Origin of the sequence: Paeniglutamicibacter cryotolerans (assembly GCF_014190875.1) — a bacterium.
GTDB lineage: Bacteria > Actinomycetota > Actinomycetes > Actinomycetales > Micrococcaceae > Paeniglutamicibacter > Paeniglutamicibacter cryotolerans.
Map to the genome: position 1 here is coordinate 1,017,807 of NZ_JACHVS010000001.1, position 19,779 is coordinate 1,037,585.

The following is a 19,779-nucleotide window of genomic DNA, read 5'->3' on the forward strand; positions in this document are numbered from 1 at the left end:
CCAGAGCCTTGGGCCACCCCGGGAACCTGGCCGCCCGCAGCCCCCCGGAAAATCTTTGCCCGGGCCTCGGATTCCCGCCCGTTCCGCAGTTAGGCTCGTCCCCAACGGAGAGTCGCGAAAGGATCACCCCCCATGGCAACCACCGCTCCAGCACAGCCGATACCCACAGGTGCACCCATCCTCATTCCCGCGGGAAAGACCTTCAGCCCCACCGAAATCACCTTCTTCCAAGGCAAGGGCAACAGAACGCTGGAGCAGGCCATCGACGAGGCAGATGTGCTGGTTTCCTGCCCGCATTCGGGGGATGCGGTACCCGAGGAACTGGCACCCTTCCTGGCCCCGGAATTCACGCACCGGCTCCAGTTCGATTACAGCGACAGGACAACCGGTCCGGTGGTCCGGGCCTGGGCGGAGATCGATCCGCGCATCATCTACGTGGAGAATCCCCATCCCCGACTCTTGCGGGACCCCAACCGCGCCAAGCCCGCCGATCTCGCGGCCCAACTGCGCCAGGCCTTCGAGCGCGTCCGTGCCGCTGGAGCTTGGAACCGAGTCGATTTGACCGGCATCGACACAATCCGACCGGTGACCTTTTCGTTTTACCCGCTGCTGAAGGTCCCGGGCAGCGACGCCGAGCTGACGGCCATGGTCAAGGCCTTCGAGCAGGTCGCCGAACGCGGGCTGGGCGTCTACGAGGCGACCCGCGATTCGCTGCGCACCGCCATGCTCACCGCCGCAATCAAGCGCGCCGCGGCGACCGGGACGCAGCAGAACATCACCACGTTGTCCTTCCACGACACCATGAACCACACTGCCACCCGCGACGGGGCGGTAAACGTGGAGCGTGCCCCGAAGGACCGGCTGCCCGATGTCGTCGCGCTGTCCAACCGCGGGGATAAGCAGGGCAACCGCCGCGGATCCGAGGTCATCACCATGGACCCCGACCAGCTGCGCACCCTGGCCGAATGCCACCGGATCGGCTTCAACGTCTCCGATCCGGCTGCCGTCGCGCTGAACACCCCGTACCTGGGCAGCCAGGAAATCATCGCCGCCGGTGAGGAATTCCGCGAGCTCACGGATGCCACGTTCATCCTCACCGCCGGCACGTCGCGGGTGCGGGTGGGCGCGGTGCAGGCCGAATTCCTCCGCGAGCACCTGCTCGGCGAACGGGCAACGGCCGAACTCACCCGTCCCGGAACCGGCTGGCCGGAGGAAGACACACAGTGGACTGCAACGCTGGCCCGCCACTGCCAGACGAGCTGGGACGAGTTCCGGGCCTACCAGGCGGGGCAGGATTCCTGATTCGGATCACGCCGCGGAACCGGCCAGGAGAGGATGGCGCCCAGGACCACGCCGGGGATGATCGTGGTGACTGCCAGAATCAGCGTGGGGATGAAGAACGAGTGGTCGTAGAGCTTGGTGCCCAGCTTCGTTGAACCGCTGGCATCGAAGTTCGCCGCCGCGATCTGGGAGCCGTTGGTCGGCAGCAGGTAGATGCCGGCGAACGCGCCCACCCACATGCCCGAGAGCAGCGCGGGAGCCATCCCGGCCGCCAGGCCGATCGGAACCACGGTCCGGGTCGCCGTCGACTGGCTGGTGGTGAGCACGCAAACCAGGAACATGCCGAGGGCGAAGATCCACGGCGCCTTGGTGACAAGAGCGCCGACGCCGTTGGCGCTCATCTCCGTATGCGCTCCGAGGAACGTATCGGTCAACCAGGCCAGGCCGAAGAGCGCGATGGCTGAGACCATGCCGGCTTTGAACACGGACGTCGCCGAGACCTCGGTCAGCTTGGGCCGGCAGACCAGCACCGTCAGCGTGCCCACCAGCAGCATGATCACCTGGATCATCGGTGTCATCGCTATCGGGTTTCCGGCGGCATCCTGCGGGCGCAGGTCCTTGAACAGACCGTAGATGACGATCGCCGCCACGCCGGCGAAGAAGATCAGCGCCGCATTGCGGCCCTCCTTCGTGACGGTAACCTCCACCTTGATGGCGCCTGAGTGCATATCGGGGGAGGGAATGGTTCCGGCAGCGATCTTCGCCTGGATCTCGGGATCGTTGGCGATGTCCTTGCCCAGCCTATTGACCACGAATGCGGCGCCGACGATGCCGAACAGTGCCGCCGGAAAGGTGACCTTGATGATGTCGATCAGTTCGAAGTCGTACGGGGAAACCGCGGTCAGCGTGACCATCTCCGCCATGGCTGCGGAGACCGGGCTGCAGGCCAGCGCGATGCCGGTGGCCACCACCGAGAGCGGCAGCGGACGCGAGGGGCGGATTCCGTTGCGGTAGGACAGGTCCGAAATCACCGGAAGCAACGGGTAGAGGATGTTGCTGGTTCCGGCGCCAGCGGCGAACAGGAAGGAGACGAGCGGGGCGATGAACGTGATCCGTGTCGGATCCGCCTCAATCAGTTTCGCCGCTATCGAGACCATCCAGTCGATGCCGCCGGCGACCTGCATCGTGGCTGAGGCGACGACAACGGCCAGCACGATCAGCAACGCGTCGACCGGCGGGCTGCCCACGGGAAGGCCCACGGGAAGGCCCAGGATGAACACCAGCACGAAGACGCCCGCACCGCTTCACAGGCCCAGCCCGACACCTCTGGAGCGAGTACCCATCACGATGGCTGCCAAAACCACCAGGAGTTCGATGATGAATCGCGCCGTTTCCATGAGTCCCCTGAGTGCTTACGCCGGTGGGATGCAGGATACAGCGGCTGGAGTTGTTCCACCATGGGGTCCGGTTAAACAGCCGAGCCGACGCCCCGGATCAAGGGGGCGTCGGCTCGATGTGCCTGATGCCGTTGGTTACTCGGCCGCGGCGAGCTGGCCGCAGGCACCGTCGATTTCCTTGCCGCGGGTATCGCGCAATGTCGTGGGAACGCCTGCGGATTCGAGCCGGTCGATGAACTCGGCCGTCACGTCCTTCTCCGAGGCGGTCCAGACCGATCCCGGGGTCGGGTTCAGCGGGATCGGGTTCACGTGGACCCAGCCGCGGCCGCGGGCGTTGAGCTTGCGGGCCAGCAGGTCAGCGCGCCAGCCGTGGTCGTTCATGTCCTTGATCAGCGCGTACTCGATGGAAACGCGGCGGCCGGTCTTGACGTAGTAGTTGTACGCGGCATCCAGCGCCTCGTCTACCTTCCAGCGCGAGTTCACCGGGATCATTTCGTCGCGCAACTCGTCATCCGGCGCGTGCAGCGAGAGGGCGAAGGTGACCGGGATGTTCTCCTCGGACAGCTTGTTGATCGCCGGGACCAGGCCCACCGTGGAGACGGTGATGCCACGCGCGCTCATGCCCAGGCCCTCGGGGGCGTCGGCCGCCATGCGGTGCACGGCGTTCATCACGCGCTTGTAGTTGGCCAGCGGCTCACCCATGCCCATGAAGACGATGTTGGTGACGCGCTCGGCATCGTGCCCGCCGTCGCGTCGCTTGCCGCCTAGCCCGCCCTCGGCAATGACGCGGTTCGCCTGGACGACCTGGTCCAGGATTTCCGCGGCTGACATATTACGGGTCAGGCCGGCCTGGCCGGTGGCGCAGAACGGGCAATTCATGCCGCAGCCGCACTGGCTGGAAACGCACAGGGTCACGCGGCCCGGGTAGCGCATGAGCACCGATTCGACCAGCGAACCGTCGAACAGGCGCCAGAGGAACTTCACCGTGTCACCGTTGTCAGTGGTCAGACGCTTGACCTCGGTGAGCAGCTTCGGGAACATGACATCGGCGATCTCGGCCCGGCGGTCCTTGGGAAGGTCGCTCATGAGCTCGGGATCGGTCGTGTAGTGCTGGAAGTAGTGCACCGAGAGCTGCTTGGCCCGGAAACCGGGGATGCCCATTTCCTTCAGTTTTTCCGCGCGTTCGGCCAGAGTGAGGTCGGCCAGGTGCGTCGGCGGCTGGGAGACGCGCGCCTTGGCGGTGAACTGCAGTTGCGGGCGTCCGTCATCGCCCATGGCCTGCTTCCAGCCCTCGGCCGTCGGACGTACCTGCGCGCGGCCCTCGGCCTTGGCGCGGGACTCGGAAATCCGCATCTGCTGGGCACCTTGGGCCGCGGCACGAGCGGCGCGCTCAGATTCGTGGCGGCGCACCGTGTCTTCGTGGTGCTCTTCGCGGTCGGCGCGAGCAGCCACCGCTTCCGACGTGCGGCTGCGGGCATGCTCGGGCGCTGGTGTGTTTTCGGAGGAAGTCATCACCTCCATTCTCCCACGCATGTCCAGTCTGTGGGCGGTGAGGTTGGGCACCACGGTTCGCGCTCATGCCGCTCCCGCCACCGCGATGCGGCATCGGCCGGCACTAGTCTGGCTACATGCGCATCTGGTCCCTTCACCCCGGCTACCTCGATGCCAAGGGCCTGGTCGCCTGTTGGCGTGAAACCCTGCTCGCCCAAAAGGTGCTCGACGGGAGGACCGCCGGTTACCGCAACCACCCGCAGCTGCCCAGGTTCCGGACCTTGGATGATCCGCTGGCAGCCATCGGCGCCTATCTGGACGGGCTGGAGGCGGAGGCCGCCTTGCGCGGATACCGGTTCAACCGCTCGCTGATCCTGCGGCCGCATGCCTGCCCGGAGGAAACCCTTCTCCCGGTGCACGCCGGTCAGCTCGACTACGAAACCGACCATCTGCTGGCAAAGTTGGCCATCCGCGACCCGGCCCGGCATGCGGTTCTGGCCGATGCCTCCGGGAAGGTGCGCCCGCACCCGCTATTCACAGTGGTTCCCGGCGGGGTGGAGGACTGGGAAGTGCGCTGAGTTTCGCCCCCCGCGAGCCCGAGTTGCCCGGCTATGTCGTTTTCGCAGGCACCGATGCAAAAATAATCCGCACAATCTTCACCTAAGGAGATTGCTCCGCTCCGCTATGCACCGTAGATCAAGGGGTAGCTCGTCTGTGTCATCAGCCAGCCTGGAGGCTAAGGCACCGGGCGCAGTACTGCCATCCGGTGCCCGCCATCTCTGGGCACCGGATGGGCCGGAGACCTGCTCCAGCGCTTCGAAACGGCGACTAGAGGCTGGCTCCGGTAAAGGTCTTGGCCCTCTGGATTTCGGCATATAGCCGTGTCCGTAATTCCGCGAAACGAGGAAGGGCCCTTGTCTCAAGCTGGTCCCGCTGACGAGGAAGATCCACCGTCATATCGCATTGGACCACCGTTGGAGTCGAGGAAAGCACGATGACTCGCTCGGCAAGGTAAACCGCTTCATCTATGTCATGGGTGACGAAGATGGTGGTGATTCCCAGGTCGTTCCAAATATGACGGACCAGGTCCTCAAGTTCAGCGCGAGTCTGGGCATCGACTGCGGCAAACGGCTCATCCATGAGAAGCACATCGGGTCGGAATGCAATGGCGCGGGCGATGGCGACACGTTGCTGCATGCCCCCGGAGAGCTGCCAGGGATACGATTTGGCGGACTTCTCCAAGCCAACGTGCTCGAGGGCCTCCATGACGCGCTTTTTCCGCTCGGCCTTCGGTACCCGGCTCTCTTTGAGGGGAAGCTCGACATTGTCGGCGATGCGCAGCCAGGGGAACAGGCTCCGCCCGTATTCCTGGAACACGAGGGCCAGGCCTTCCGGGGGACCAGACACCTCCTTGCCGGCTACTACGACTGTCCCCCTGGTGGGGCGCATGAGCCCGGACATGCATTTAAGCAGTGTTGTCTTTCCGCTGCCGGAAGGCCCGACCAGACAGATGAACTCACCCTGCGCCGCAGTGAAGGTCACATCCCGAAGGGCCTCGAAGGCAAACCCACGGGAGTTGTAGACCTTTTGCAGATTCTCTACTTTTAGCATTTTGATCCTTGTATTCAGAACTAGGAGTTGCGTGCGGAGTCGCGCATGCCTTGGTACCAGGCAAGGGTGCGTCCCTCAACCAGTTGAAGCACCTGGGATGCCGCCAAACCGAGCAGTCCCAGGACGATGATTCCCGTCCACATTTCGGGGAGTGCAAAGTTCCTCTGGAACTGGATGATCGAGAACCCCAGACCGTTGGTGGCGGCGAACATCTCGCTGATCACCATGAGGATGATGCCCACGGAAAGTCCTTGGCGCAGCCCGGCAAAGATCTGCGGAGAAGCACCCGGAATGACGACCCTCAGGATCGTCCCGAAGCTCGTGAATCGGTATGATTTGGCCGTATCCACCATGACCGAATCGACGGACCGCACGCCTTCAATGGTGTTCAGGAGAATCGGCCATAGGCACCCCAAGAGCACAACGGCGATCTTCATGGAGTCGCCGATACCCATGAACAGGGAAATGATCGGAACCAGAACGGGCCCTGGAATGGCCCGGAAGAGCTCCAACGTCGGCTCGCAGAATGCTCGGACTTTGGTATTCAGCCCGATGGCCGCTCCCAGAGCAATGGCTACCAGAGCGGCCAGGACATAGCCCGTCGTCAGCCGACCAATGCTGGCGAAACCATCGACGACGATGCGCGAGGATAGCCCGCCCTTGAACCAAGTTTCCGGGAAGGCCGCCAAGATGGATTGCAGGGAGGGGAAATACGGGCTGGTGTTGTTGGCGCTGAGAAACCACCAGAAAATGAAAAGAATCACAGGAACCGTAAATACATAAAGTAACTTTTTTATGATTTTCAAAGTTCTACTTCTTTCCTGAAGGACATGTGCCACGACAGCAGGCGTTTTTCGATATAGCGCGCCAAGATGTTGACGAGCACTCCGAGGAAACCGGTGACCAGGACCAATGCATACATTTTGGGTGTGTTTCCGGCGGATTCGGCCGTCGTAATGGCCTGACCAATACCGGGTGTCCCGATCATCATCTGAGCGGTGACAGTCAAGACGAGCGCCACGGACGAAGCCAACCGGAATCCCGTCATGATGAAGGGCAGTGCGGTGGGCAGCACTACGTGCCGAATGATCCCGATTCGCGTGAAGCGGTAGGATCGCGCCGTATCGGCGACAACTGGATCCACATCGATGACCCCGTAGATCGTTTGGATCAGCACCTGCCAGAACGAGGCATAGATGACCAGGATCAACGCCGATTCGTAGGCTGGGCCAAAGAGCAGCACCACCAAGGGGATGAGTGCAACGGACGGGATCGGTCGGAGGAACTCGATCGTGGAACCGAGCGCATTTCGTGCGCGCTCGCTGGAACCGATCAGGAGCCCCAGAATCGCGCCGGCCGCGGTAGCGATCAAGAGCCCAAGGGCCCACACGTACACCGTGTCGTAGATCGCCTGCCATAGAAGTGGATCCGCGAGCAGGGAAGCCAGCTGACCCAGAATGACCGTCGTCGGAGGGAGATCCTGCGCGCGGACGATTCCCAGCGGCGCCAGGAACTGGACGACCACTGCCAAAGTCGCCAGTCCGCAGAGGCCAAGGACAACGTTCTGCCCCTTGGCGGCGAAAGCTATTCTTTGGGACCGTTGACGTTGCTGCCCCAGGCCCCCCGGTCGGGTTCGTTGTGCCGTAGTCGTCGAGATGCTCATCGACCGAAGAAGCCGTCGAAATCAGGTGCCTGGGAAAGGACACCGTACTTCTGTGCCGCGTCGGCCAGTTTCTGCAGGCCGACTTCATTGGGGGCCATCGGCCACTGCGACAGCTCAACCTTTGCGGCGATATCCGGGCTCAGACCCGCATAGTCCTGGATGATCGTGCGAACCGCATCGGGGTTCTTCGTTGCGTAGTCGAAGGACTTCTCCACAGCGGCGTTGTAACGCTTGACCAGCTCCGGGTTCTCGGTGGCCGTCTTCTTGGACGTGAAGTAGTAGGCAGCGTCGAAATTCTCTGCCATGTCGGTCATCGGGCTCCCGACGATCTCTCCTCCCTCCGAGAGAATCTGCGTCCGGAACGGCTCCGTTGTCCACGCAGCATCAATTTCACCTGCAGCTAGCTGCGCCGGCATGTTGGGGTAGGGAATCTCCACGAACTTGACGGTTGAGGGATCGACACCAGCCTTCTCGAGGGAGGCCCGCATGGTGATGTCACCGAAGTTGTTCAGTGCGTTGAGCGCAACCGTCTTGCCCTTGAGGTCGGCCATGGTTGAAATACCGCTCGCCGGGAGGGCTGCAACCTCGGTGGTGTCCTTGCCCGCGAGGTTGGTCGACGTCGATCCGTTGGAGGTTACCTGAATGGGGATGCCCTTCCCATGGGCGACCATGAGGGAAACGACGTTGCTGTAGCCGAACTGGTATTCGCCGGAGACGACCGCGGGGATGATGGCTGCGCCGCCCTGCGCCAGCTGGATCGTCGGGTCCAGGTTTTCTTCCTTGAAGAACCCCTGCTGGATGCCCAGGTAGATCGGTGCGACATCCGTGATGGGAAGCAGCCCGATGGTGATCTTTTCCATGCCGGAATCACTGCCCGCTGACGCTCCCGGAACGGAAGGGCTGCAAGCGGTCAGGGAAAGCGAAGTAAACGCGACTGCCGCAATGCCCATGAAGGTGCGTCGGCCGAGAATGGAAGCTTTGGAGCGATTCATTGTTCTGGTCCTTTCGGGGAATAGGAATGCGCCTATGGGGCTGCGGGGAGGACCCCACCCCCAGGAGCGAATTCCATGAGCCTCGGACCGTGGCCATGATCCCCGGTATTTGGCGTGATGGTTGTGCCTCATCATTTTGATGGGAAGCGGGAATATGAGCGAAGGGAGTTCCCGCATATTGAGAACACTTGTGGCGCAATCCAGCATTCGGATTCATCATCTTCGGGAAATAAAAATGGTTTTGATGAGATGAAAATTATCTTTGACGGAAATTGTGGGATTCGGGTTTCCGAAACAAGGCGTCCACCTTCAGTGCGGTTCCGGCCGCTAACCATGACCACAGCACAGGAGGTGCCTCGTGAGCACAACAATCGAAACAACAGTGGTTCCCGAACCACAGGTGGACCTGGGCATCGCCGATGACGGCTTCTTCGAGGTCGAAGTCGCCGAAATCCGCCCCGAAGCCGACGGCGTCCTCTCGCTGCACCTGGCCCACCCGGCCGGGAAGCCGCTGCCCGACTGGGCTCCGGGCTCCCATATCGACGTACTGCTGCCCAACGGGCTGCTGCGCCAGTACTCGCTGTGCTCCGAGGCCGGCGCCGGACGCTGGCGCCTGGGCGTCCTGCGCGAGGCGGCGGGCCGCGGCGGATCGGCCTACGTGCACGATGACCTGCGTCCCGGGGCGCGGATCAAGGTCCGCGAACCACGCAACAACTTCACCCTGAAACCGGCACCGGAGTACCTGTTCCTGGCCGGCGGCATCGGGATCACCCCGATCCTGCCGATGCTCGCCGCAGCGCAGGAATCGGGGATCCCGTGGCGCCTGGTCTACATGGGCCGCTCCCGGAGTTCGATGGCGTTCCTTTCCGAGCTGGAGCAGTTCGGGGACAAGGTGCAGGTGCATGCCGATGACGAGGCGGGCTTGTTCCCGCTGAAGGACCTGCTGCAGGCCCCGGATGCCGGCTTCCACACCTACGTGTGCGGCCCGGGCCCGCTGCTGGACTTCATTTCCTCGCTGACCAGCGCGTGGGACGACCAGAAGCGTTTCCACTTCGAGCGTTTCGTCGCCGATCCCGCCGCCACGGCACCGGCTGCCGGGGACCACGAGTTCACCGTCGAGACCACCGAGGGCATCGAGGTCCAGGTGCCGGTGGGCACCAGCATCCTGGACGCGCTGGCCGGCGCCGGGGTGCCGGTGCTGAACTCCTGCCGCGAGGGCATCTGCGGTACCTGTGAGACCACGGTGGTCTCCGGGGAGATCGACCACCGTGATTCGCTGCTCTCGGAGGAGGAACGCGAGGCAGGGGAGACCATGATGATCTGCGTGTCCCGGTGCAAGGGCCTGCGCATGATCCTGGACCTCTAGAGCCGGGTTCCGGTGACGGGCCGCCAGATGGCGGTTGCAGGTGCAGGTGCATGTGCATGTGCATGTGCATGTGCATGTGCATGTGCATGTGCCACCGGTGTACCCGACAACTTCGCATCCCTCGAGGATGCGGGCTGGCAGGTCCATGCCTACGGTCCCACCGGTGTTCCCCGCGCACTCGCCTTGGCTGCCGAACACGGACTGGCGGTGCGGACCTTTCCCGCGGCCCCGCACCGCCACCTTCCCGACGGGGCGGTGGTGCTGGTTCGGCCAGACATGTTTGCCGCGCACTTCGAACGGGACGACCGGAACGCCGGCTAAACGCGGCCTTCCGGTGCCGGCACGTTGCCTGCGTCGCCGTGGCCCTGCAACAGCTGGACCATGGCGGAGGTATTCCTGATGAACACCACCAGCCAGGCGAAGACGATGCCCGATACGGCCAGTTCAAGCGCCGTCACGTTGTAGTAGTGCAGCGGGTGCCACAACACTGTCGCCCCGGCAATGCCAACCACTGCCAACAGGCTCAGCAGCACGAACGCCTTCGGAAAACCCGGCAGCCACAGCGGCACCCCCAGCAGCAGCACCAGCAGGAACCCGGCAGCCACCCGCACGAACGCCGTGTGCACCGGCTCGGCCACGCTGATCGGAACCAGCCCGATTCCGACCATGCAGAGCCCCGTCCCGATCAGGCAGGCCCGCACCACCTTCGGCCGTGGCAGCAGCACCCGGCGCAGGCCGGCAGCGGCAGCGGCGCGCTGCCGCAATTGCGCATAGCCGACCAGGTCGCGCACGATGAAAGAGGTGAGCGTGGTCAACAGCAACCCGGAGACGGTGATGGTGGTGTTGAACGTCCAGAAAGAGGTCAGCCCGGCAGTGCCGGTGCCCAGCTCGCTGAACATGCTGTGCCACCACAACGGGTTCTCGGCGAAGAGCATCGAGACCAGCATTCCCGCCCCCATGAACGCAGCCAGCAGCACCGAAAGCGTGGCGGCGCTGATCCGGGCACCGGAGTTGTAGCCCAGGTAACCGGCGATGCCGGCGGTCAGCGCAATCATTACGCTTCCTGCCATCCAGTCGACTGTCAGCCCGAAAAACGCGTCCTGGAAGACCCTGAAGATACCCAGTGCGGCCATGACCGCGATGGATCCATGCATCACCGCCAGCGCGGCATGGTCGGTCAGCCGCCGGTAGAGCGGCCGGGCGCCGAGCCATCCGTCCTTCACCCCGAGCATGGTGCTGTAGCCCAAAACGCATCCCGTGGCGGCTGCGCCTCCGCCGAGCAGCGCTGCATACAGGGCAATCGACGCGTCACCGGCCAGCGGCGGCCGATAGCCGCGGAAGGCAATGACCCCGACGAAGGCGGCAACAGCCGCGGAGGCGAGTCCCACCCAGATCGACCGGGCTTCAATGCCAATCTGTTCGGCCGGCACGGGGTTTCCCGCGGGGACAGTTCCCTCGTCTTGCGTGACCATGACCGCGCGCACCTCCCTAGAGGTGCCGGACGGCGCCGGCACCCGATTCACTGCCTGCCTCGATTCTTCCACGCAGGACCAGGCCCCTGTCACGAATGTTGATTGACACACCGGCCCAGCTCGCGTTCACTGGAGCCAATGGGCCCCGCCGACCCCCACCAGCCGCCGGAGCAGCCCCGTCGATCAGCGAGAAGGGGAACGATGCTGAGACTCACCGGCAGCCTGGACACCGCCTCCGACGCGTTCATGACCAACGAGCGGGAACAGGTTCTGCTGGTGGAGCAGCTGCGCACCCGGCTCGCCGCAGCGGCCCTCGGCGGTCCGGAGAAGTCCCGGACCCGGCATGTGGAACGCGGCAAGCTGCTGCCGCGGGAACGCGTTGACCGGCTGCTGGACCCCGGCTCCCCGTTCCTGGAAATCGCACCGCTGGCCGCGGATGGCATGTACGGCGGGGAGGTCCCGGGCGCGGGAATCATCGCCGGCATCGGGTTGGTGCACGGACGGCACACGCTGGTGATCTGCAACGACGCAACTGTCAAGGGCGGCACCTATTTCCCGATGACGGTCAAGAAACACCTGCGGGCGCAGGAGATCGCCCACGAGAACCGGCTGCCGTGCATCTACCTGGTCGATTCGGGAGGAGCGTTCCTGCCGATGCAGGACGAGGTCTTCCCCGACCGCGAGCACTTCGGACGGATCTTCTACAACCAGGCAACGCTCTCCGCCGCCGGCATTCCGCAGATCGCTGCGGTGCTCGGCTCCTGCACGGCCGGCGGCGCCTACGTGCCGGCCATGAGCGACGAAACGGTGATAGTGCGCAACCAGGGCACCATCTTCCTCGCCGGCCCGCCGCTGGTGAAGGCCGCCATCGGGGAGATCGTCACCGCCCAGGAGCTCGGCGGCGGCGACATGCATGCCACCGTCTCCGGCGTGGTGGACCACCTGGCCGAGGACGATGAGCACGCGTTGGCCATCGTGCGCGACATCATCGGTACATTGCCTCCACCACCGGCCCGGGAACATCCCGCGGTGCAGGAACCGCTCGCCGATCCAAGCCAGCTATACGGGGCCGTCCCGGTGGACGTGAACGAGCCCTACGACGTGCACGAGGTGATTGCGCGGATCATCGACGGCTCGGTCTTCCACGAGTTCAAGGCCGGATACGGTCCCACCCTGGTCACCGGGTTCGCCCGCATCCACGGGCACGAGGTCGGTATCGTGGCGAACAACGGGGTGCTGTTCTCCGAATCCGCGCTCAAGGGCGCTCACTTCATCGAGCTCTGCGACCAGCGCGGGATCCCGCTGGTGTTCCTGCAGAACCTCGCCGGCTTCATGGTCGGAAAGGACTATGAGGCGGGCGGCATCGCCAAGCACGGAGCGAAGATGGTCACCGCGGTGGCCACCACCCGCGTCCCGAAGCTGACCATCATCATCGGCGGCTCCTTCGGAGCGGGCAACTATTCGATGTGCGGACGGGCGTATTCCCCGCGCTTCCTGTGGATGTGGCCGGCGGCCCGGATCTCGGTGATGGGCGGCAACCAGGCCGCCTCGGTGCTGGCCACCGTCAAGCGCGACGGCATCGAGGCGGCCGGTGGCACCTGGTCGGCCGGGGACGAGGAGGCGTTCAGGGAACCGCTGCGCGGGCAATACGAGTCGCAGGGCAACCCCTACTATTCAACGGCAAGACTCTGGGACGATGGCATCATCGACCCGGCCGACACCCGGCGCGTGCTGGGCATGGCACTGGGCATCTGCGCCGGCGAAGAGCTGCCGGCGACCTCCTTCGGCGTCTTCAGGATGTGAGCCCCATGAACCCGAGGCACGAGCCTCCCACCACGGCAGCGGCCACCTTTACCCGGGTGCTGGTGGCCAACCGCGGCGAAATCGCCGTACGCGTGATCCGCACGCTGCGCGAACTGGGCATCGAATCGGTGGCAGTGTATTCCGACGCCGACGCCGACGCCCGGCACGTCACCGAGGCCGACCTGGCCGTGCGGGTGGGGCCGGGTCCTGCGGCGGAGAGCTATCTGGATACCGATGCCATCCTTGCGGCCTGCCGGGCAACGGGCGCGCAGGCCGTGCACCCCGGTTACGGTTTCCTCTCCGAGAACGTCGACTTCGCCCGGGCCCTGGCTGCGGCCGGCATCGTGTTCATCGGCCCCGGGGAACACGCGATCCTGCTCATGGGTGACAAGATCCGGGCAAAGAACCACGTGGCCGCATACGGGGTTCCGGTCGTGCCCGGGCTGGCCGAACCCGGACTCACCAACGAACAGCTGGCCGCCGCGGCACCCGGGATCGGCTTCCCGCTGCTGATCAAGCCCTCGGCCGGCGGGGGCGGCAAGGGCATGGTCGTCGTGGACGGGCCCGGGGATCTGGCCGAGGCTCTGGCCAGCGCCCGGCGCACGGCAGCCAGCGCATTCGGGGACGACACGCTGCTGCTCGAACGCCTCGTCGCATCCCCGCGCCACATCGAAGTCCAGGTCCTGGCCGACACCCACGGGAATACGGTGTTCCTCGGCGAGCGCGAGTGCTCGTTGCAACGCAGGCACCAGAAGGTCATCGAGGAGGCTCCTGCCCCCCTGCTTGAGTCGTTGCCCGATGGCGCGGACATCCGCGAACGGATCGGCCGGGCAGCCGTGGCTGCCGCGGCGTCCGTCGGCTACGTAGGGGCCGGGACGGTGGAATTCCTGGTTTCGGACGAGGCACCCGGTGAGTTCTTCTTCATGGAAATGAACACCCGGCTGCAGGTCGAGCACCCGGTCACCGAGGAGGTCGTCCGCATCGATGGGCGGCGCATCGACCTGGTGGCCTGGCAGCTGCGCATCGCCGCGGGGCAGCGCCTGGACTTCACCCAGGACGATGTCACGTTGCAGGGGCACGCCATCGAGGCACGGCTCTACGCCGAGGAACCGGCCCGCGGCTTCCTCCCCTCCACCGGCACCGTGCTTGCGGTACGCGAACCCACCGGCGGGCAGGTGCGGGTGGATTCGGCACTGGCGGCCGGCACCCCGGTTCCCCCGTTCTACGATCCGATGCTGGCCAAGGTCATCGGCACCGGTCCGGACCGCGCGGCTGCGCTGTCCACCCTGGAACGGGCACTGGCCGGGACGCTGGTGCTGGGCGTGAAGACCAACACCGAATATCTGCGCCTGCTGCTGGCCGACCCCGACGTGGTGGCGGGGAGGCTGGACACCACGCTGATCGAACGCCGGCTGCCGGAGCTGGAGTTTGCCACGCCCTCCCCCGCGACACTGGCGCTGGCGGTACACCTTCACCTTGCGTCGTCACCCCGTTCGGGCGGACCTTGGGGTGCCGATGACGGGTGGCGGATCGGCGGGGCGCAACTGCTGCGGCTCACCGCCGAGGTCGACGGCGCGACCCACCTGCTCGGCGCCACCTGCGACGGGGAGCGCAGCACCATCCACCACGCTGGCGAGACCTACTCCGTGGCACCGGCTGGGGTCGGTTCCTTCGCCGTCAACGGCCTGCTGCTCCCGGTAGATTCGGCCACCGGACCGGACGGAACAGTGTGGATCAACCACGCGGGTTGGTGCGGCGCCGTCTCCTTCCCGACCCGGCGTCAGCTGCTGGATCGCCGCCTCGAGGGCCTCGGCCGGGAATCTGGCACCGTCTCGCCGCAGGTCCGCAGCCCCATGCCCGGAACCGTCATAGCGGTGGCTGTCACCGATGGGCAGTCGGTCGAGACCGGTGATCTGCTGCTGGTCATCGAGGCGATGAAGATGGAACACCGGTTGACGGCGCCCACCCCCGGAATGGCGGAGATCGGGCATCTGCGGGTCGGCGATCTGGTCAAGGCAAACCAGCTCGTGGCAAGCATCGGTACGGAAAAGGAGACGGCACGATGAGGGGACCACTCGAACGGGGCCCGGCGCTCCTGTTCTGTCCGGCCAACAGGCCGGACCGCTACGCCAAGGCGCTGGAACGCGGCGACGCGGTGATCCTCGACCTGGAGGATGCCCTCACCCCGGCGGACCGCGCCACAGCCCGGCAGCAGGTGCTTGAACATCCACTGGATCCGGGCCGCACCATCGTGCGGGTCAACCCGGCGGGCACGGCCGACTTCGCCCAGGACCTGCAGATGCTCTCGCACACCCGCTATACGACGGTGATGCTGGCCAAGACCGAAACCACGTCGGACCTCGATGCGCTGGCCGGCTTCAAGGTGCTCGCGCTGTGCGAGACGGCCCTCGGGGTACTCAACGCCCCCCGGATAGCCGCCCACCACTCCACCGTGGCACTGATGTGGGGAGCGGAGGACCTGATTGCCTCCCTGGGAGGGTCATCCAGCCGGAATGCGTCCGGCACCTACCGGGATGTGGCACTCCATTCCCGCTCACGGGTTCTGCTGGCCGCCGGAGCCCACGGGAAGCTGGCCATCGACTCCGTATTCCTGGACATCGCCGACCATCCGGGGTTGCTGCACGAGTCCCGCGATGCCGTGGCCTGCGGGTTCGGGGCCAAGGCTGCCATCCACCCGGGTCAGGTCCCGTTCATCCGCGAGGGATTCGCCCCCTCGGCCGCGGAGCTGGAGCTGGCATCGAGCGTGCTGGCCGCGGCACACGGCCGCGGCGTCTTCGAATTCGGGGGCCGCATGATCGATGAGCCCCTGCTGCGTCATGCCCGGTCGGTGCTGGCCCGGTCTGGAGCCACCCCACCTGTTCCAGCCGCTCCCCCTCCAACCGCCGAATAGAAAATGAGGTCAGCATCATGAGCGCTCCGTCAAAGGGCAAGCTGAGGGCAGATGCCGCGGCGGCCCTGGAATCCGTCCTGGCCGACGGGATCACCATTGCCGTGGGCGGCTTCGGGCTCAGCGGCAACCCCACCGACCTGATCCACGCCGTCCGCGACTCCGGGATCCGCAACCTCACCATCGTGTCGAACAACATGGGCGTGGACGGCAAGGGCCTGGGACTACTCATCGACGCGGGACAGGTCTCCAAGGTGCTGGCCTCCTATGTCGGGGAGAACAAGCGCTTCGCCGAGGAGTACCTGTCCGGGAAGCTTGAGGTCGAGTTCGTTCCCCAGGGCACCCTGGCCGAGCGCCTGCGTGCCGGAGGCGCCGGCATACCGGCCTTTTATACAAGGACAGGGGTCGGGACGCTGGTCGCGGAGGGGAAGCCGCACGAGGAGTTCGACGGGCAACTCTACGTGCGTGAACGCTCGATCGTCACGGACCTCGCGCTGGTCCACGCACACGCGGCGGACACCGATGGGAACCTCACCTACCGCTACACCGCACGGAACTTCAATCCGGTGGTGGCGACGGCCGGAAGGGTGACGGTCGCCGAAGCCGAGGTCATCGTCGGGCCAGGAGCCATCGACCCTAACCACGTCGTCACTCCCGGGGTCTATATCCAGCGCCTGGTCCAGGCCATCGACCGGGTCAAAGACATCGAACAACGCACGGTCCGCCCACGGCCCTCCACCAGAGGTTAGCCCAGACCCCCTCCTCGAGCGTGAGATGGCATCTGGCTACTCCGGTGCGGAGCGGTTTCCTATGCCCTGGCATCGGTCACAGGGTTGCTCGGCGGCCGAGTCTCCGACCGTGGCAGCGATGGCGTGAAACCGGGTGTCAGGGGTGTGGATGGGGTGTTGAAATGGCGTCGCAGACTCGAAATTAAACATTAGAAACTGTTGATATTAGATCTGAGACACATGTTGAAACATCGGAAATGGTTCCATTACCTTCGCGATCAAACGCTAAAAATGCAGGTCAGGAAAGAAATATCGAGGAGATACAGTGTATTTTTCGACATGTGACGTCGCTTAAACTTGTAAAAGTGCGTTTCATACTTTCAATGTTTACTTCCACATCGCCTAAGATGGACAAATGGCATGGACTCCCGAGAATCTTCAATTCCTTCTGGCGCGACTACGTGCCAACACCGGTGACATCACCGACGTCGATGTCCGCAAAGCCGCACAGGGAAGTCCCGACCTCGCCGAAACCCTGAGTGCTTTCGGTAACAGCCCGGACGGGGGAACCATCGTTTTGGGGCTGGACGCGGACAACGGGTTCATCGCCACCGGGGTCGAGGATGCCGGCACCCTGGAGGCGGTAGTTTCGTCCCAGGCGCGCACGGGCGTCGTCCCCCGGGTCCGAGTCTCCTTCGAGCGGACGGTGCTCGACGGAGAAACTATCGTCATCGCCACCGTCGCCGGCCTTTCCACACACGCCCGGCCATGCCGGACCAGCCAGGGAAACGTCGCTTATTTGCGACATCCCGATGGCAATTGCCGCATGTCCGAACAGGAGATCGAACAGGTTTCGGCATCCGGGCGGCGCCCCCGGTTCGATGCGCAGCCCATCGATGAGACTTCCCCTGCCGACCTCGACCCCCAGCTGCGGGACCAGTTCCTCCATGTCGCCCGGTCAACGTCGAGGCGCTTGAGCGATTTTTCCGACGCGGACATCCTACGTTTCAAGCGGGTCATCGAACCCCACGGCGACAGGCTGACCCTTGCCGGGCTGTACGCGCTGGGCAGGTACCCGCAGCAGTTCGAACCACAGCTGTCCATCACCGCCGTGGCCGAGGCACCGGCGCCGGGAGGGAGCCGCAATCTCGACCGTGCGGAATTCGACGGACCACTGCCCGAGCTGCTCGACCGGGCCGTGGAGTGGGTCCAGCGCAACACCCGTACCGAGATCCTCTTCGCTTCCGACGGCCACGGACGGGACGAAACCGAGATTCCCATGGTCGCCGTGCGCGAACTCATCGCCAACGCACTGGTGCACCGCGATCTGGGTCCGCACACCGCCGGGAAGAACATCCATATCCGGCTCACCAACGACCGCCTGACCATCACCAGCCCCGGCGGGCTCTGGGGCCTGAGCCGAGACCAGCTCGGATGGCCGGGCGGGAAGTCGGCGGTGAACGAGTTCCTGTACGAGATCTGCAAAATGACGCGCACCGCATCGGCGCACCGCGTCATCGAGGGCGAAGGCGGCGGACTGTACGAGGTCAGGCAATCGCTCAAGGACGCAGGACACCGCCACCCCGGTTTCCACGACAGCGGCGTCCGCTTCACCGCTTCGGTTCCCCGCCGCACACCGATCTCTTCCAGTGACCTGCACTGGCTCCATGTCTTGCCGGCCAGCACCCGACTGTCGGAAATCCAACGGCAGGTCCTGGTGTCCATGCGCAACGGCCACACCTGGACCGAACAGCTGGTCCGCGACGAGTACACCCCCGTCGAGTCCACACATGCCCAGGCCACCTTGCAGGGGCTGGTTGCCGAGGGCCTGGCCATTGCCATCGGCGGAGGCCGGACTCCCTCCTATGCCATTTCCCCGGTGCTGGCATCCATGCCCTCCGGTGCACTCCAGGGAACGGCATCCTCCCGTGCGCCCCGACACGTGCAGAGGTCCGCCGGCGACGAGCCAGCGGCCGGCCCGCGCGCGGGCACCGCCGCTGTCCCGAAGAAATCAAAGAACGCGGACACCATCCTGGGCGAACTGAAGGCCGGGCCGCTGGAGGTGGCAGACATTTCCACCCGGACCGGGCTCACACCCAACCAGATCCGCTATGCCCTGTCCCCGCTGCTGAGTTCCGGGACGATCATGCGCGATGGCGGACAGGGGCACAAAGTCACCAGCTACCGCCTGGCCGGCCAGTAGCACTGCGGGCAGTATCGCCGCCGTTCGGCAGATGGCGCAGATCACCCGCTGGCCGTGCATCGGAACGAGGCGCCCTGGAGCAGATTGTGCCAAGCTATTGATGCACCGACAGGGGCTTTCATCAAGCCGTACATCTGCGGTGCAGCATCGAGAAGGAGAACCCAATGCGCGTGAATCCATACTATTCAAATAACACGAGCGATCCCAACGTCCACCACGTTCAAAGCGATTGCCCGACAGGCCAACAGATCTCCGCCGAAAACAAGCGATTCGGTACGAACGGGTACCCCAAGTGCAAGCAGTGCGCGGCGAAGTAGTTCAGCAACCCCGCCCGGGACCCGGGCGGACGCACTCGGGCCCCTGATTCCGAAGGACACGATGACTGAGCCGTCTACCAGCCCGGTACCCTTGAAACCATGACCGGCCCCAGCCACCGTGGAGATCCCGCCGGCAAGCCGACGCGGGCCGAGAAACGTGAGTACTACAGCACCATCACGGCCCGTGCCGCGGCGCGCAACGGCATGAGCGAGGCCGAGTACAGGAAGTACGCTTCGCGGGTCGGCACCCGCCCGCATCCCCTGCACCGGCCCGCCGGACTACTGGGTATAAGCATCGTCATCACCCTGATCACCGGCGCGACCTTGGTGGTCTCCGCCATTCAATGGGCGGTCAACCGCGTTAATATCATGGCCTCGTTCTGGCTCATCGTCGTGTTCCTGGTGGGGCTGTGCATCTGGTCGTGGTTCCTGGTGGCGCATGAATACCGCACCTCCCGGAACCGGCGGCGCGACTCGGTGACCCTCATGGACCAGGGACACTCCGCCGTCGACGATGGACCGGATCCCGGCGGCCCGGTGATCTAAT

General features: G+C 64.9%; 15 protein-coding genes and 1 pseudogene. 9 read left to right on the top strand and 7 right to left on the bottom strand.

Translation table 11 applies throughout. The annotated features are described in order from the left end of the window. Positions 1-132 precede the first annotated feature (132 nt). Positions 133-1,302 (top strand): N-formylglutamate amidohydrolase, encoded by a 1,170-nt coding sequence (locus E9229_RS04885; RefSeq protein WP_221184378.1) that lies wholly within the window; start codon positions 133-135, stop codon positions 1,300-1,302. On the opposite strand, the pseudogene E9229_RS04890 reads toward E9229_RS04885, so the two are convergent. Both E9229_RS04890 and rlmN read right to left on the bottom strand, forming a co-directional pair. Next, positions 1,278-2,573 (bottom strand): annotated as a pseudogene (locus E9229_RS04890) (anaerobic C4-dicarboxylate transporter family protein); the annotation flags it as partial. The gene E9229_RS04885 and the pseudogene E9229_RS04890 overlap by 25 nt on opposite strands. Before the next feature lie 240 nt (positions 2,574-2,813). Continuing rightward, positions 2,814-4,031 (bottom strand): 23S rRNA (adenine(2503)-C(2))-methyltransferase RlmN, encoded by a 1,218-nt coding sequence (gene rlmN / locus E9229_RS04895; protein ID WP_246380581.1) that lies wholly within the window; start codon positions 4,029-4,031, stop codon positions 2,814-2,816. Between the two features lie 275 nt (positions 4,032-4,306). Between rlmN and E9229_RS04900 the strand changes: the two genes are divergently transcribed. Further along, on the top strand, positions 4,307-4,747 hold the full coding sequence (locus E9229_RS04900; protein ID WP_183510149.1) for a pyrimidine dimer DNA glycosylase/endonuclease V: 441 nt from the start codon (positions 4,307-4,309) through the stop codon (positions 4,745-4,747). 250 nt (positions 4,748-4,997) lie between these two features. On the opposite strand, the gene E9229_RS04905 is transcribed toward E9229_RS04900, so the two are convergent. From E9229_RS04905 to E9229_RS04915, 4 genes are read right to left on the bottom strand one after another with little or no spacing between them, the layout of a single operon-like run. Then, positions 4,998-5,780 carry an ABC transporter ATP-binding protein gene (locus tag E9229_RS04905; RefSeq protein ID WP_183510150.1) on the bottom strand — a complete coding sequence of 261 codons (783 nt, stop codon included), beginning with the start codon at positions 5,778-5,780 and terminating at the stop codon, positions 4,998-5,000. A gap of 20 nt (positions 5,781-5,800) precedes the next feature. Further along, the gene (locus tag E9229_RS18955; RefSeq protein ID WP_312855600.1) at positions 5,801-6,619 is read right to left on the bottom strand and encodes an ABC transporter permease; all 819 of its coding nucleotides are present in this window, start codon (positions 6,617-6,619) and stop codon (positions 5,801-5,803) included. Then, positions 6,583-7,443 (bottom strand): ABC transporter permease, encoded by an 861-nt coding sequence (locus E9229_RS18960; RefSeq protein ID WP_221184379.1) that lies wholly within the window; start codon positions 7,441-7,443, stop codon positions 6,583-6,585. Before E9229_RS18960 ends, E9229_RS18955 begins: the two co-directional genes overlap by 37 nt. Continuing rightward, positions 7,440-8,435 carry an ABC transporter substrate-binding protein gene (locus E9229_RS04915; RefSeq protein WP_183510153.1) on the bottom strand — a complete coding sequence of 332 codons (996 nt, stop codon included), beginning with the start codon at positions 8,433-8,435 and terminating at the stop codon, positions 7,440-7,442. Before E9229_RS04915 ends, E9229_RS18960 begins: the two co-directional genes overlap by 4 nt. A 358-nt stretch (positions 8,436-8,793) precedes the next feature. On the opposite strand from E9229_RS04915, the gene E9229_RS04920 reads away from it, so the two are divergent. After that, entirely contained in the window at positions 8,794-9,801 is a 1,008-nt protein-coding gene (locus E9229_RS04920) for a PDR/VanB family oxidoreductase (RefSeq protein ID WP_312855601.1), read from the top strand. Positions 9,802-10,118: 317 nt separating this feature from the next. Here E9229_RS04920 and E9229_RS04925 read toward each other — a convergent pair whose 3' ends face one another. Next, on the bottom strand, positions 10,119-11,273 hold the full coding sequence (locus E9229_RS04925) for a hypothetical protein (RefSeq protein WP_183510154.1): 1,155 nt from the start codon (positions 11,271-11,273) through the stop codon (positions 10,119-10,121). A gap of 201 nt (positions 11,274-11,474) precedes the next feature. Here E9229_RS04925 and E9229_RS04930 point away from each other — a divergent pair, with 201 nt between their 5' ends. The 6 genes from E9229_RS04930 (at position 11,475) to E9229_RS04955 (ending at position 19,778) form a co-directional block, all read left to right on the top strand. After that, positions 11,475-13,076 (top strand): carboxyl transferase domain-containing protein, encoded by a 1,602-nt coding sequence (locus tag E9229_RS04930; RefSeq protein ID WP_183510155.1) that lies wholly within the window; start codon positions 11,475-11,477, stop codon positions 13,074-13,076. A 5-nt stretch (positions 13,077-13,081) separates the two neighbouring features. Next, positions 13,082-15,142 carry an acetyl/propionyl/methylcrotonyl-CoA carboxylase subunit alpha gene (locus E9229_RS04935; protein ID WP_183510156.1) on the top strand — a complete coding sequence of 687 codons (2,061 nt, stop codon included), beginning with the start codon at positions 13,082-13,084 and terminating at the stop codon, positions 15,140-15,142. After that, positions 15,139-15,987 carry an HpcH/HpaI aldolase/citrate lyase family protein gene (locus E9229_RS04940; RefSeq protein ID WP_183510158.1) on the top strand — a complete coding sequence of 283 codons (849 nt, stop codon included), beginning with the start codon at positions 15,139-15,141 and terminating at the stop codon, positions 15,985-15,987. The genes E9229_RS04935 and E9229_RS04940 overlap by 4 nt, the downstream gene beginning before the upstream one ends. Before the next feature lie 17 nt (positions 15,988-16,004). Beyond that, positions 16,005-16,733, top strand: coding sequence for a CoA transferase subunit A (locus E9229_RS04945; protein WP_183510159.1), 729 nt, complete (start codon positions 16,005-16,007; stop codon positions 16,731-16,733). A gap of 394 nt (positions 16,734-17,127) precedes the next feature. Beyond that, positions 17,128-18,915, top strand: coding sequence for an ATP-binding protein (locus E9229_RS04950; RefSeq protein WP_183510160.1), 1,788 nt, complete (start codon positions 17,128-17,130; stop codon positions 18,913-18,915). A gap of 416 nt (positions 18,916-19,331) precedes the next feature. Continuing rightward, a complete protein-coding gene (locus E9229_RS04955; RefSeq protein WP_183510161.1) occupies positions 19,332-19,778 on the top strand; it encodes a hypothetical protein in 447 nt (148 codons plus the stop codon). Position 19,779: the final 1 nt, after the last annotated feature.

What these genes read in the sequence shown, in the direction of transcription:
- E9229_RS04915 (WP_183510153.1), bottom strand. Translation starts at nt 8,435, where the DNA reads ATGAATCGCTCCAAAGCTTCCATTCTCGGCCGACGCACCTTCATGGGC.
- E9229_RS04955 (WP_183510161.1), top strand. Translation starts at nt 19,332, where the DNA reads ATGACCGGCCCCAGCCACCGTGGAGATCCCGCCGGCAAGCCGACGCGG.
- E9229_RS18960 (WP_221184379.1), bottom strand. Translation starts at nt 7,443, where the DNA reads ATGAGCATCTCGACGACTACGGCACAACGAACCCGACCGGGGGGCCTG.
- E9229_RS04940 (WP_183510158.1), top strand. Translation starts at nt 15,139, where the DNA reads ATGAGGGGACCACTCGAACGGGGCCCGGCGCTCCTGTTCTGTCCGGCC.
- E9229_RS04905 (WP_183510150.1), bottom strand. Translation starts at nt 5,780, where the DNA reads ATGCTAAAAGTAGAGAATCTGCAAAAGGTCTACAACTCCCGTGGGTTT.
- E9229_RS04930 (WP_183510155.1), top strand. Translation starts at nt 11,475, where the DNA reads ATGCTGAGACTCACCGGCAGCCTGGACACCGCCTCCGACGCGTTCATG.
- E9229_RS04950 (WP_183510160.1), top strand. Translation starts at nt 17,128, where the DNA reads ATGGCATGGACTCCCGAGAATCTTCAATTCCTTCTGGCGCGACTACGT.
- E9229_RS04885 (WP_221184378.1), top strand. Translation starts at nt 133, where the DNA reads ATGGCAACCACCGCTCCAGCACAGCCGATACCCACAGGTGCACCCATC.
- E9229_RS04935 (WP_183510156.1), top strand. Translation starts at nt 13,082, where the DNA reads ATGAACCCGAGGCACGAGCCTCCCACCACGGCAGCGGCCACCTTTACC.
- E9229_RS04900 (WP_183510149.1), top strand. Translation starts at nt 4,307, where the DNA reads ATGCGCATCTGGTCCCTTCACCCCGGCTACCTCGATGCCAAGGGCCTG.
- E9229_RS04925 (WP_183510154.1), bottom strand. Translation starts at nt 11,273, where the DNA reads ATGGTCACGCAAGACGAGGGAACTGTCCCCGCGGGAAACCCCGTGCCG.
- E9229_RS04945 (WP_183510159.1), top strand. Translation starts at nt 16,005, where the DNA reads ATGAGCGCTCCGTCAAAGGGCAAGCTGAGGGCAGATGCCGCGGCGGCC.
- rlmN (WP_246380581.1), bottom strand. Translation starts at nt 4,031, where the DNA reads ATGCGGATTTCCGAGTCCCGCGCCAAGGCCGAGGGCCGCGCGCAGGTA.